Origin of the sequence: Blautia ammoniilytica (assembly GCF_025566965.1) — a bacterium.
Taxonomy (GTDB): Bacteria; Bacillota; Clostridia; order Lachnospirales; family Lachnospiraceae; genus Blautia_A; species Blautia_A ammoniilytica.
Map to the genome: position 1 here is coordinate 57,879 of NZ_JAOQJL010000021.1, position 12,905 is coordinate 70,783.

General features: G+C 41.7%; 12 protein-coding genes and 1 pseudogene. 11 read left to right on the forward strand and 2 right to left on the reverse strand.

Annotated elements, in window-relative coordinates:
* Positions 1 to 150 precede the first annotated feature (150 nt).
* The 7 genes from OCV61_RS11340 to OCV61_RS18815 all read left to right on the forward strand — a co-directional run bounded on the left by OCV61_RS11340 (position 151) and on the right by OCV61_RS18815 (position 6,785).
* On the forward strand, positions 151 to 804 hold the full coding sequence (locus tag OCV61_RS11340) for a GDSL-type esterase/lipase family protein (protein WP_158421925.1): 654 nt from the start codon (positions 151 to 153) through the stop codon (positions 802 to 804).
* A 196-nt stretch (positions 805 to 1,000) separates the two neighbouring features.
* Complete coding sequence (gene tnpA / locus OCV61_RS11345; RefSeq protein ID WP_158421926.1) at positions 1,001 to 1,444, forward strand: IS200/IS605 family transposase; 444 nt, start codon at positions 1,001 to 1,003, stop codon at positions 1,442 to 1,444.
* Between the two features lie 51 nt (positions 1,445 to 1,495).
* Positions 1,496 to 2,830 carry an IS200/IS605 family element transposase accessory protein TnpB gene (locus OCV61_RS11350; RefSeq protein WP_158421927.1) on the forward strand — a complete coding sequence of 445 codons (1,335 nt, stop codon included), beginning with the start codon at positions 1,496 to 1,498 and terminating at the stop codon, positions 2,828 to 2,830.
* Between the two features lie 335 nt (positions 2,831 to 3,165).
* Complete coding sequence (locus OCV61_RS11355; protein ID WP_158421928.1) at positions 3,166 to 3,798, forward strand: hypothetical protein; 633 nt, start codon at positions 3,166 to 3,168, stop codon at positions 3,796 to 3,798.
* 253 nt (positions 3,799 to 4,051) lie between these two features.
* Complete coding sequence (locus OCV61_RS11360; RefSeq protein WP_019163079.1) at positions 4,052 to 4,741, forward strand: response regulator transcription factor; 690 nt, start codon at positions 4,052 to 4,054, stop codon at positions 4,739 to 4,741.
* Positions 4,734 to 5,894 (forward strand): sensor histidine kinase, encoded by a 1,161-nt coding sequence (locus OCV61_RS11365; protein ID WP_262582847.1) that lies wholly within the window; start codon positions 4,734 to 4,736, stop codon positions 5,892 to 5,894. The genes OCV61_RS11360 and OCV61_RS11365 overlap by 8 nt, the downstream gene beginning before the upstream one ends.
* Before the next feature lie 546 nt (positions 5,895 to 6,440).
* Positions 6,441 to 6,785: a hypothetical protein gene (locus OCV61_RS18815; RefSeq protein ID WP_262582854.1), complete on the forward strand. Its 345-nt coding sequence runs from the start codon at positions 6,441 to 6,443 to the stop codon at positions 6,783 to 6,785.
* Here OCV61_RS18815 and OCV61_RS11375 read toward each other — a convergent pair.
* Positions 6,703 to 7,376 (reverse strand): annotated as a pseudogene (locus tag OCV61_RS11375) (IS66 family transposase); the annotation flags it as partial. The gene OCV61_RS18815 and the pseudogene OCV61_RS11375 overlap by 83 nt on opposite strands.
* A 208-nt stretch (positions 7,377 to 7,584) precedes the next feature.
* On the opposite strand from OCV61_RS11375, the gene OCV61_RS11380 reads away from it, so the two are divergent.
* From OCV61_RS11380 to OCV61_RS11390, 3 genes are all read left to right on the forward strand, one after another.
* Positions 7,585 to 8,370, forward strand: coding sequence for a MerR family transcriptional regulator (locus OCV61_RS11380; protein ID WP_262582849.1), 786 nt, complete (start codon positions 7,585 to 7,587; stop codon positions 8,368 to 8,370).
* A 123-nt stretch (positions 8,371 to 8,493) separates the two neighbouring features.
* Positions 8,494 to 9,126 (forward strand): DUF6591 domain-containing protein, encoded by a 633-nt coding sequence (locus OCV61_RS11385; protein WP_158421931.1) that lies wholly within the window; start codon positions 8,494 to 8,496, stop codon positions 9,124 to 9,126.
* A gap of 142 nt (positions 9,127 to 9,268) precedes the next feature.
* Positions 9,269 to 10,300 (forward strand): M42 family metallopeptidase, encoded by a 1,032-nt coding sequence (locus tag OCV61_RS11390; protein ID WP_158421932.1) that lies wholly within the window; start codon positions 9,269 to 9,271, stop codon positions 10,298 to 10,300.
* A gap of 153 nt (positions 10,301 to 10,453) precedes the next feature.
* On the opposite strand, the gene OCV61_RS11395 is transcribed toward OCV61_RS11390, so the two are convergent.
* Complete coding sequence (locus OCV61_RS11395; RefSeq protein ID WP_158421933.1) at positions 10,454 to 11,806, reverse strand: uracil-xanthine permease family protein; 1,353 nt, start codon at positions 11,804 to 11,806, stop codon at positions 10,454 to 10,456.
* Positions 11,807 to 12,075: 269 nt separating this feature from the next.
* Here OCV61_RS11395 and upp point away from each other — a divergent pair, with 269 nt between their 5' ends.
* On the forward strand, positions 12,076 to 12,705 hold the full coding sequence (upp, locus tag OCV61_RS11400; RefSeq protein WP_158421934.1) for a uracil phosphoribosyltransferase: 630 nt from the start codon (positions 12,076 to 12,078) through the stop codon (positions 12,703 to 12,705).
* The last annotated feature ends 200 nt before the right edge of the window (positions 12,706 to 12,905 follow it).

Sequence of the window (12,905 nt, forward strand, 5' to 3'; positions counted from 1 at the left end):
ATGTGTTAACATGTAGAAATATCACCAAATATAAAAGAAAACTTGTTTCTATGCAAATAGTGCATACATGGTTATATAAGACAGAAGTAATTCTGGATACAATGAAATTCTAAAATTTATATGAGAAAGATAGAATGGGAGGTACTTGAGATGAAAAAACATATTGTATGCTTTGGGGATTCTAACACACACGGCTATTTTCCGGTAGAAGGAGGTCTGGGCAGATTTAATGAAAATGAACGCTGGACCTGCCTGCTTCAGAAGCACCTGGGGGAGGATTACCTGGTGATCGAGGAAGGATTAAGCGGCAGGACCACCAGCTTTGAGGATCCTTTGGAAGAGGGGCTTTGCGGACTGACACATATGTATACCTGTCTGATGACTCATGAACCGGTCAGTCTTCTGATCATTATGCTGGGAACCAATGATGCTAAGGAACGGTTCGGGTCAAATGCGGCATGCATTGCACTTGGCATGAAACGTCTGATCCAGAAAGCCCAGTCTGTAAAGGACTGCTGGGCAGATGGAAAGCCTAATATCCTGCTTATCACGCCTCAGAATATGGACGCACGTTATATTGACAGTCCATTTACCGCCTCCATGGGCAGAGGATGTGCCGAAAAGACTCAGGCGTTGGCAGCAGAATACAAAGCTGTGGCAGAACTAACCGGCTGTGAATACCTGGATGCCAATCAGATTGCCACAGATGGACCGAATACAATTGATTATATGCATCTTACTAAGAAAGATCATAGTCTGATGGCAGAGGCAATCTCAAAGAAAATCTTGGAGATAGGGATTTGACTAAGAAAGATCATTGCTTAATGGCAGAAGCAATTTCAAAGAAAATCCCAGAGATAGTGATTTGACTGTAGTAAAAAAGTTGAATAACTGCGCGTCACATTCTCGTTACTTCAGTGATGAGTTAGACGCGCAATTTTTGTAAAAAATATCCAGAACAAATGTTTGCTTAAAGAAATGCATATGGTATAATACAGACATGGAAAAAGATATATTTAATATAAATAAAAATCAACTTTCATATGGTAGAGGATACGTATATTCTCTGCAGTATCATCTGGTCTGGTGTACGAAATACAGGAAGAAAGTATTAAAAGACGGGATCGACCTGGAATGCAAAAAGATGCTGCAGGATCTGGCAGAAGAGTACCGGTTTCAGATCCTGGCAATGGAAGTCATGCCGGATCATATCCACATGCTTGTGGATTGTCGGCCGCAGTTTTATATTTCAGATATGATCAAGATCATGAAAGGGAATCTTGCGCGTCAGATGTTCCTTTTACATCCGGAACTGAAAAAAGAACTGTGGGGAGGACATTTGTGGAATCCGTCTTATTGTGCCGTTACAGTTAGTGACCGGAGCCGTGAGCAGGTATCTGCCTATATCGAAGGCCAGAAGGAAAAAGAAAAGAGAAAGCTCTGAGTACAGGGGTCATTCCAGAATCGTTTGTTTTTACGGGAAAGGTGGAAGAAGATGCGGACAATATCCAGCTATGGTGTGGAGATACGAAAACAGAATATCCCGGTCCGGCAAACAATGGAGGTCTATCGTCAGGCAGTCGGTTACCTGACAGAGATCTACGCACAGGTCTGGGAAGACCTGAGGAAGATCCCGGAGACAAAAAAGCGTTTTAATACCGCAGAGCATATGGTACACATGACGAAGAAAAACACAGCCCAGTTTGATTTTGATCTTCGTTTTCCGAAGATGCCGTCTTACCTCCGCAGGTCCGCGATCCAGCATGCGCTTGGAAGTGTATCTTCGTATGAGACCCGGCTGGGGCAGTGGAAAGAACAAGAGCCCGGAGTGCTGTCCGGAAGGCCGAAACTTACCTGCAAGAACCATGCCATGCCGGTCTTTTACCGGGATGTGATGTACCGCGAAGGAGCAGAAGGAAAAGATGAAGCATATCTGAAACTGTACGACGGGCATGACTGGAAATGGTTTCGTGTATATTTAAAACGTACCGATATGGAATATCTTCGCAGGAACTGGAAAGGAAAGAAGGCATCGGCCCCTACGTTGGAAAAGAGACACCGCCGGTATTTCCTGCGTTTTTCCTATACAGAAGAAGTAACACTGACGAAAACACCGGTAAAAGAACAGATCATCTGCAGTGTGGATCTGGGGATCAATACCGATGCGGTCTGTATTATCATGCGCTCAGACGGAACTGTCCTGGGTAGGAAGTTTATCGACTTTCCCAGTGAAAAAGACCGGATATACCGCATACTGGGACGGATCCGGAGATCCCAGAGGGAACATGGCTCAGCGCAGGCATGTGGAAGATGGGCGTATGCCAGACGTCTGAACACAGAACTTGCCAGGAAGATCGCCGGGGCAGTTACCGCTTATGCAGAAGAGAACCATGCGGATGTAATCGTATTTGAGTATCTGGAGATGAAAGGAAAGATATCAGGGAATAAGAAACAGAAGCTGCATCTGTGGAGAAAACGGGATATCCAGAAGCGCTGTGAGCATCAGGCACACAGGAAAGGGGTGCATGTATCCAGGACCTGTGCGTGGAATACCAGCCGTCTGGCATATGATGGGTCTGGGATAGTCCTGCGAGATGGAAAGAACCATAGTCTGTGTACCTTTTCAACAGGAAAAAGATATAACTGTGACCTGTCGGCTTCTTATAATATCGGGGCGAGATATTTTATCCGAGAACTTTTAAAACCCCTTCCGGCAACGGAAAGGTCTTTACTGGAGGCAAAAGTCCCTTCTGTAAAGCGTAGGACCTTATGTGTTTATGCTGACTTAAGAGAACTTCATCTGCAAATGGAGATCTTAAAAACAGCATAAACACAGGCAGATATACAGCGGATTACCTGTAATGTGGGAACCTGCCGTATCCGGCATGGAAAAAGCACATAACTGTGCAGACCTAAGTTACAGGCGTATCCGCCGATATTCAGTCTGACGCCTAAAGCGTCTGGAAGCACGTGACTTTAGCCATGTGAGGTTCACAAAAGATTGTAACCCTTAAGAGGCGAGAGTAAATATGGTTTATAGGAAATCTTGTGCTGTTACACTTTCTTGACATTTTCATGACTGTTCTAAGGATATTTTTACATTTGCCTGAGCTATACTTTAGCCATACCGAACAACCGGTAAATAAAAAATCAGGAGGAACTAAAATGATGAACAGATTATTCAAAAGAGGAATGGTAATAGCACTTGCAGCAGCAATGACTACATCCGCAGGTATTCCTGCCATGGCTGCCCAGAAGGAGACACTGGAGGAGACAGTGACTACATCAGAGGTAACACAAACAAATGTAGATTATGGTTCTCTCACTCAGAAGGAGATTGAAGAGTTTAACTCCATTTATGACCGACTTGACGCTATCGACAAAGAGGTAATGAAAGATGCAGATGGTCTTTCTGATGAAGATATCTATGCTAGATACGATCAGTATCAGGATGAAACCGATACCCTCATGGATCGCCTTGAGGAGCTTGATAAAAAAGCCGGGTGGATCGACAACGAGGAATATGAATATTCCGAGGATGAGTATAATGCTCTGTACGATACAGGCAAGCTCACCGCAGAGGAAGCAGAACAGCTTCAGAAAGCATATGAAAGAATCGAAGAAATTGATGCGGAAGTGTGGACGGACGATGATCTTTCAGACGATGAGATCGAAGCCCGCTATGTAAAGTATGATGACGAGATTACATCACTGAACGCACAGATTGAAACGCTTGAAAAGAAAGCGGGTTGGTATGAGGGATACTATGGAAATTTGAGCGAAGATGAAGTCAATTAGCTTAACAGTATTTACAATAAAATTGATGCAATCTATGACAATATTTATAACGGCTCTGATAACCTCTCTGAAGAGGAATTTGCTTCTCGCTATGCGAAGTATTCAGATGAGATTGATGCTTTGGAGGCACAGGCAATCGCTCTTGAAGCGAAAGCAGAGTGGAACTAAAATACAGATATACTGATTTTGAAAGATATAATATGGGGAATCTCACAGAATTTCTGAGGGACTCCCCTCATGTGGGATTAAAGATATGGCAAAAAAAATCTATTTGGCAGATGATGAACAGGATATACGAGAAATACTCACAGAATTTTTATCCAATGCCGGATATGAGGTAACAGCATACAAGAATGGTGATACACTCTTTTCTGCTTTTCAGGAGAAGCCCTGTGATCTTGTTATTCTTGATATTATGATGCCGGGTTCAGACGGTCTTTCCATATGTAAAAAGCTAAGGACAATATCATCAGTTCCTATTATTATTTTGACGGCAAAGGATTCAGAGTCTGACCATATGAAGGGATTTATGTATGGAGGGGATGACTATCTGATTAAGCCATTTTCGCCGTCACTTCTTGTTGTCCGGGTAAATGCGTTGTTCCGAAGAGTTGAAATGAATATACCGGTAAAGGCAGATATTTCCTTTGGTGATGTGTGTTTTTCATGGGAGAAGCATAATGCCATTGTGAAAGAGCATGATATTGGTCTGACTATGACAGAATTTTCGCTTCTGGGATGTCTTATGGAACATGGTGGAACGGCAATCCCCCGGAATGAAATTCTCGACAAAGTATGGGGAATAGATTCTACGGAGATAGAAACCAGAGTTGTCGATGAGACAGTAAGAAGAGTCAGGCAGAAAATGAAGACCGCAGGCAGCAAAGTTCGCATTAGTGCTGTCTGGGGCTATGGCTATAAACTGGAGGATTGTAATGAATAAGACACGTTATAAAATTGCCACACTTACAGGTTCCGCCGTTATGGCAGCCATGCTTTTGAGCCTGCTGATTCTGAACATAGTTTTTAATAAAAAAATAGAGCTGAGAGCTGAGAATGCAATTAAAAACGTTTTTACTTTGGATTCAGACGAATATTTGAATTACGAATCTGAAAATGATACGGGCTCTTTATATTATGCCTCACTTGTATATATGGGGGCAGATTCAGAAAACAGGGATGACATATATCAGATTCTGACACCCAAAGAGAAGAAACTTATTGACTGGTATGAAAAACACCCGTCTGATGAAATGCAAAGGGCAAAAATTAACGAAGCAACTTATTATATGAAAGCCAGAACAGAGTATTACGAAGACAGCAATGAGAGATTACTTGCTTATGTGGATGTTACCGGCGAACCAGAACTCGTAAAAGAAATCAGTTTTGGTGTTTTGCTGGATGCTTTTGTCATTGCCGCTCTCGGTGCTGCCATTGGATATTTTCTCGGGAAAAAACTTGAACAAAATGACAAAGCTCAGAAGACCTTTTTTGAAAATACATCTCACGAATTAAAAACCCCGCTTATGGCAATTTGCGGATATGCGGAGGAGATTGAAATGGGAGTCATTACCGATTATTCTCAAGCGGGCAGAATGATAGTGTCTCAGACGGAGCGTATGAGTAAACTTATTGAGGATATCCTGTATTTATCAAAAATGGAAAGCGGTACGGAACCATTAAAGTGTGAACCAATAGAAATGGCATCACTGGTTCAAGATATTTTGATGCCGCTTGAAGGAATTGTGAACAGGCGAAACCTTTCAGTATCGTTAGAACTGGACGAAGGATATGTCAACGGAGACCCGGAGAAGCTGGAACACGCTGTTGCTAACCTGATAACTAATTCCGTAAAATATGCGTGTAGTCAAATCGAAATATCGTGGAAAAATCAAGTCCTTTCCATCTGGAACGATGGAGGAGAACTTAGCACAGAGGATTTTTCCCATATGTTTGAACGTTTTCATACGGGACAAAACGGAAACAGCGGAATAGGGCTTGCCCTCTCAAAAGAAATCGTTGAAATGCACGGATGGAAACTTAGTGCGAAAAATGACAGGCATGGCATATGTTTATCAATGGTATGCCACAGTTAATTTAGGGACAATCAGGTTTACAGCTTCCAGTTTGTTGAGATGTTGCAAAATTTGGAATCAGGAGAGAATAAGAATGATTAACAATTTAATGTACATAGAATTAAAAATGGGATATTCTGATGATGATCCGGCATGGATTGGATATGTCAAAACTTCAAAAAGCAGAATAAAAATTTTTTAACATTTCTGCACATGCGTGCTAATATGATTATAGAAAAAGAGTGCTACCGATAGACGGTTAGTCCGATATATGTTTTGACAAAAATTGCCGCTTAGTTTACCAGACTAGGGCGGCTATTTTTGTGGTTTAGTATTATCCTTGCCAAAGGTATATCCAAGACCAAAGCAGGTTAAGCCGAAGCTCATTACTGCTATAAAATCAACAATACTCATGGCTTAGCCCTCCTTTCCAGTGGATTCTCTTTCGAGTTTCTATGTAATCAGAGGGTCACAGTCCCTCTGCTGAAGGACATTCCGCTTCCGGCTTTTACAGCATTACACATCAATGCCTTTTATGACATAAATAAACGGATCTATACGGATGCCATTCTTCAGTCTGCACATAAAAAAGATGAATTCCTTGCTTTTTGCCAGCTTGTAGACAGACATATCCCTCACCCGGATCAAAGAACTATTTTTGTTGGGGACAGAGGGTATTGCTCTTATAACAACATGGCTCACGTGATCGAAAAAGAACAGTATTTTGTTTTTCGTACAAAAGATATTACAAGCAAAGGGGTGATTGGGAACTTTGTTTTTCCGGATTCTGATACATTTGATATAACTGTTGACGTAACTCTTACGAGATCCCATCCCTGTAATAATTGTTTGCCGGAACATTTACGTATTCCGTCCTGGCTGTTTCCAGTATCTCACGGTATCTTTTTTTGAATTCAGATACCTTTACCGGATCCGGCTCCTGAAATGGTTGGCATTCGTTTCGGAAATGGATCATCTCCTGTACCAGTGAACGCATCTCTTTGTTCCAGGTGCGGTCTGGTTCATTATCCATGCTGTCTTTCAGGTAACGCAGCACATGGGCAAGGCATTCCTGGTGATCCTCTCCATAATTATAAAAGGTAATATCATGGCCATGGATCCCCTGGTACGAAAGCTGCCATCATAATTCACATCATCAATAATGCCATCTGGAAATGCAGCGTGTATGCGTTCCCCTGTCTGACTGTTATAATAAACATCAGCATGGTATTCTTTTACATCCAGTACCATTCGGATACTTACCAGTTGTTTTGTGATTGTTCTTGCCGTCTTTTTAAAAGTACAGTCTTCAAACACTTCTTTTGGTGGCGGAAGAAGGATTACCGGCTGTGTAGGCTCCTGCTTTTTTCGGCCATGCCCTTTATGTCCTGGCTGTCCACCGGGTTCTCGTCCTGTTTTTTCCCTACTGTTTGTAATCTTTTTCCGCCGGATGGCTTTTGAAGAAGGAATAGATGAATTTTCATAATCACGGTTGATCTGTGCATGAACACAGGGGAAAACAATCCCGTGGATGATGTGGGATTGTTTTAGGAAATTTGCTATGAAGAAAAGATTAAGCAATATAGATTTATAATTCGCGAAAAATACAAGGCCTTTTATGTAACCAAAGTGTACATGTTCCGAAAAAATGTATTGCTGTCACGTTAACGTGGTAGGGTATGTTTTTAATGCGGAGAAAGGAAAGGCCGTAATGAAAAAAGTAAATGAAGTAAGCAGACTAGCTGGTGTAAGTAGGAGAACACTTCAGTATTATGACGATGAGGGGGTGATTAAAGTGAAAAGAACGAAAAATAATTATCGTATGTATGATCAGATGGCATTAAGAAAATTATGGGAACTTATGATATATAAAGAAATGGGATGGGATTTAAAGTGTATCAAACAGATTTTACGAATGACCGAGGATAAGCGAGATAAGTGCATGTACTTAAAAATTCGGAAAAATAGAAATGAGATTCTAAAATTACAGCAACAAAACGAATTTATTATGTGGATAGTTGAAAATGGCATGCCGTCAATGCCAGAAGAAAGCAATGATAAAACTTATCTGGAGCAGATTAGTTTATTGAAAAATAGCGTTAGCTCAAGAAGTAATGGAAATTATATAAACAATATAGCTCAATTGAGAAAAAGGCTTGATGAAGCATATCAGCAGCTTCAGTTAGGACAATTTCGATATGCAATATATGACACGGAACAGGTAATGAAGGAGGCCATGAAAATGTTAATTAAATGGGAGAATGGTGAGGAATGGGATGAAGATAATTTGATGACACATATAAAAATATGCGAAAGAAGGAAAGAATTTGGAATGGAGTATGGAATGCTTCAGAAGCTTAACAAGGTAAGATGCATATGTGAATATGCCAAAGAAATTTCTGAGGCAGATAAGTTGTTGGATTATGATAAGGTACGGTTTGCAATTATGCAGATAAAAGATCTGCTGAATTATATTCAAAAGAAAATAATAGTATAAGAGTAATCGGAGCGTGCAGATCAGATAACAAAGAAAGAAAAAACACAGTTAAGCAGATTCACAGGCTGCTTAACTGTGTACATGATGATAAAAATAATTAAAGGATGGGATAGAAATCAAATAATGTATTTACATCGCAATTCAGTATCTGACAGCAGGCCAACAGAAAAGACACGTTATGTTGGCGAAACTTCCATTGATGATTTTGGTACTTATGAGGATCAATGCGCAGAAAAAGGATTTTCTGTTGATTATGAGAAGGGGGATAGATATTATACAGCAGATGATGCAGCTGGAAATAGTTTATCTCTGACTTATGTGGGAAATAATGTAATGACCATTGAACTTAATAAAGCCAGCGAAACACATGCTACTGATACAACAGATCAGGTAACTTCAGCACCTGAGCAAGCGTCAGATGTTACGATTGAAACTGAGCAAGAAACAGAAGCAGATAATTCGAATTCTCAGGATAGTGCAGAGCTGGTGGATGGAATTCATTCTGATTTTAAGCAGGCAATGGACAGCTATGAAGAATTTATGAACCAATATTGTGACTTTATGGATAAGTATGAAAAGTCCAATGGAGCAGATCCAACATTGGTAATTGAATATGCAGATTATGTAGCAAAGTATGCACAGGCAATGAAAGATTTTGAGGCATGGGAGAGTAAGAACTTAAATGCAACAGAAGCAGCATATTATCTGGATGTACAAACACGCATTAATCAAAAACTGGCAAAATTTATTCAGTAAAAATAGTATAGGTTTTATAAATCTCCTCCATATCAGCTTGGAAAATATGTTATACTCTATCATAAGAAAGAGGAATGACTGTCCTAATATCATGGACAGCCATTTTCTGTGACAGAATAAAGAAAGATGAGGATGAGGAGATATGAACCGATATACATATTACATCATGGAGACAGCGAAGAGACTGCTGGCGATACCAAGCCCAAGTGGATTTACCCACATGGCAGCAGACTTTGTGAAGCAAGAGCTGGAAGAAATGGGATATTCCCCGGAGCTTACCAATAAAGGCGCTGTCAGGGTGAATCTTGGAGGAAAAACAAAGGATAACAGCATTATGCTGGCAGCTCATATGGACACATTGGGAGCTATGGTTACAGAGATCAAAAGTAATGGAAGGCTGAAGCTGACTAATGTGGGAGGAATGAATGCGAATAATGCAGAAGCAGAGAACTGCAGAGTTTTTACAAGGAACGGAAGTCAATATGACGCAACATTTCAGCTGACGGACGCTTCTATCCATGTAAATGGTGAATACAGCGATACAAAGCGTACTTATGACACAATGGAGGCCATTTTGGATGAACTGGTACATTCCAAAGAGGATGTGGAAAAGCTGGGTGTAATGCCAGGGGATTTTGTATGTTTTGATCCTAGAACCAAAGTGACAGACAGTGGATTTATCAAGAGTCGCTTCCTAGATGATAAATTCAGTACAGCTATCCTTTTGGGGTTCGCAAAATATTTGAAGGAAGAGAATGTATTGCCGGAAAGAACGGTATATCTGCTGATTACGTCTTATGAAGAAGTAGGACATGGCGGATGCGCTTCCATTCCAGAGGATGTTACAGAGATGATTTCTGTAGATATGGGCTGCGTGGGAGAAGGGCTTGGCTGTGATGAGACTATGGTTTCCATCTGCGCTAAGGATAGTGTAGGACCTTATGATTATCAGGTGGTTACTGGCCTTGTTAATGCCGCAAAAGCCCATCAGATCAATTTTGCTGTTGATGTGTACCCACATTATGGGTCTGATGTAGATGCGGCTTTAAAGGCCGGCTACGATCTGAAACATGGCCTGATCGGACCGGGAGTATATGCGTCCCATGGATATGAGCGTTCCCACAGAAAAGGGGCTGAGAATACATTAAAGCTTCTTACCGCGTATTTATTGTAAAAGGCTATAAACCAATATAAAGATGCTGGATCTCTGGCATCATATCAATAAAAAAGTCCCCGGAGTAGTTTTCTGGTCTGATATATCGCTGACCAGAAAGTTGCTTCCGGGGATTTTTATAATATAATATTTATTTTATAATCTGATTCAGGATCAGTCGTCTTCCATTACTTCTTTTTTAGAAGATTCAAACTGATAATCATTGCCAGGAAGGATGGCGTTTAATGCAATACCAGCGATTGCTGCGAGAGCAAGTCCTGTCAGGGTGATGTGTGCACCTGCAACAGTAAAGGTAAGACCATTAGAGAAGCCAAGGCCGCAGACAAGGATCACTGCTGTGATCACCAGGTTACGTGATTTGGTCAGGTCCACCTTATTCTCTACCACATTACGAATACCCACTGCTGAGATCATTCCGTAAAGGATGAAGCTGATGCCACCGATGATAGCAGACGGAAGGGAGCCAATGAGCTCTGAAACCTTTGGAATAAAACTGAGGATCACTGCGTATATGGCTGCCAGACGGATGACCTTTGGATCATACACACGGCTGAGCGCAAGAACACTGGTATTCTCTCCGTAAGTAGTATTAGCAGGACCGCCTACAAAGCCTGCCAGGGCAGTTGCAAGACCGTCTCCAAGGAGTGTACGGTGAAGTCCTGGATCCTCGATGTAGTTGCGGTTTACAGTAGCAGAAATAGCTGAAATATCACCTACGTGTTCCATCATGGAAGCAATGGCAATCGGTGCCATAGCAAGGATTGAGGTCAGGTTAAATTTGCAAAGAAAGAATTTTGGTACACCTACAATAGGAGCAGATGCAACACCTGCAAAGCTGAGAATAGCACTTCCGTCTGCATTGGTCATTCCGCATGCATTCATGATCAGGGCAGCGATGTAAGAAACAATGATACCCATCAGAATAGGGATAATACGGAACATTCCAACACCCCAGATATTAAAGAAGATAATGGTGGCAAGTGCGATTAATGCAAGGATCCAGTTCTGGGATGCGTTGTTGATAGCAGAAGGAGTGAGGCTAAGTCCGATACAGATGATGATTGGTCCTGTAACAACCGGTGGAAGGTAACGCATAACACGTTTAACGCCGATCAGCTTGATGATCAGTGCAAGCACAAGGTAAAGAAGACCTGCAACAACTACGCCGCCACATGCATAAGGAAGCTTTTCACCATAGCTCATATTTTTGAAAATACCGGTATCAAGCTCTGCAACTGTGGAAAAGCCTCCTAGAAATGCAAAAGATGAGCCAAGAAAAGCAGGAACCTTCATCTTTGTAAGAACGTGGAATAAAAGAGTACCGAAGCCGGCACAGAAAAGTGTAACCTGAACAGTAAGTCCTTCTCCATGGAAGTAGTTATTCACCAGGATGGGTACCAGAATAGTGGCACCAAACATAGCGAACATGTGCTGAAGTCCCAGGATAAGCATCTGGGGGATACCAAGCTTTCTGGCATCGTAGATTCCTTCGATTCTGAATTTCATAAATCCTCCTATCTGCCCTGTATATGGGCATAAAGGTACAGAGAAAAGCCATAATATATGTATGGCAATCTGTCCCTCCTCATAAAGTATGATGCGTCTGCCGCCGGACAGGCCTACGGCAACTGTGTGTATTATAAAGGATACGGCAATATTTTACAATGATTGACTTTATATGAAAAGTGAGGTAAGATTTTATCAGTATTCCCAAGACAATGTACAGCTGCAAGAGGAGCTGTACCGGATAAAACCATGGAGGTAAAACAGAGAAAATGGAGAACGTATTTATTATGGATCACCCGCTGATCCAACACAAGATTTCGATTATCCGCAATAAAAATACAGGAACAAATGAATTCCGTAAGCTGATCGAAGAGATTGCTATCCTGATGGGATATGAAGCACTTCGTGATCTTCCTCTGGAGGACGTTACGGTTGAGACCCCTATCGAGACATGTCAGTCTCCGATGATCTCCGGCAAGAAGCTGGCAGTTGTACCTGTACTTCGTGCAGGCCTTGGGATGGTAAATGGCATCACAACGCTTGTCCCATCTGCAAAGATCGGTCATATTGGACTTTATCGTGATCCTGTGACTCATGAGCCTCACGAATATTACTGCAAGCTTCCGGATCCTATTGAGCAGAGACAGATCGTTCTGGTAGATCCTATGCTTGCCACAGGCGGTTCTGCAGTGGCAGCCGTTGACTTTATCAAACAGCATGGTGGAAAGAATATTAAATGCATGTTTATTATCGCAGCTCCGGAGGGAATGGAAAGGCTTCACAAAGCACATCCGGATGTGCAGATATATATTGGGCATCTTGATCGTGAACTTAATGAGAATGCTTATATCTGCCCGGGACTGGGAGATGCGGGAGATCGTATTTTCGGAACCAAATAAGAGTGATCATAACTGTACTGGCAATCAATAAAAAGGACTGGAGCACATCCAGGATCTCAGGTCATATACGAACCTGAGATCCACAGTGCATCCAGTCCTTTATGTACGGCTTTAGCCTGTTCAAAATGTCTACGCAGCGTGTAGGCATTTTGAACTATAACCCACCTGCTTCGCGGGTGGTGACCCATTGTTATACGCAA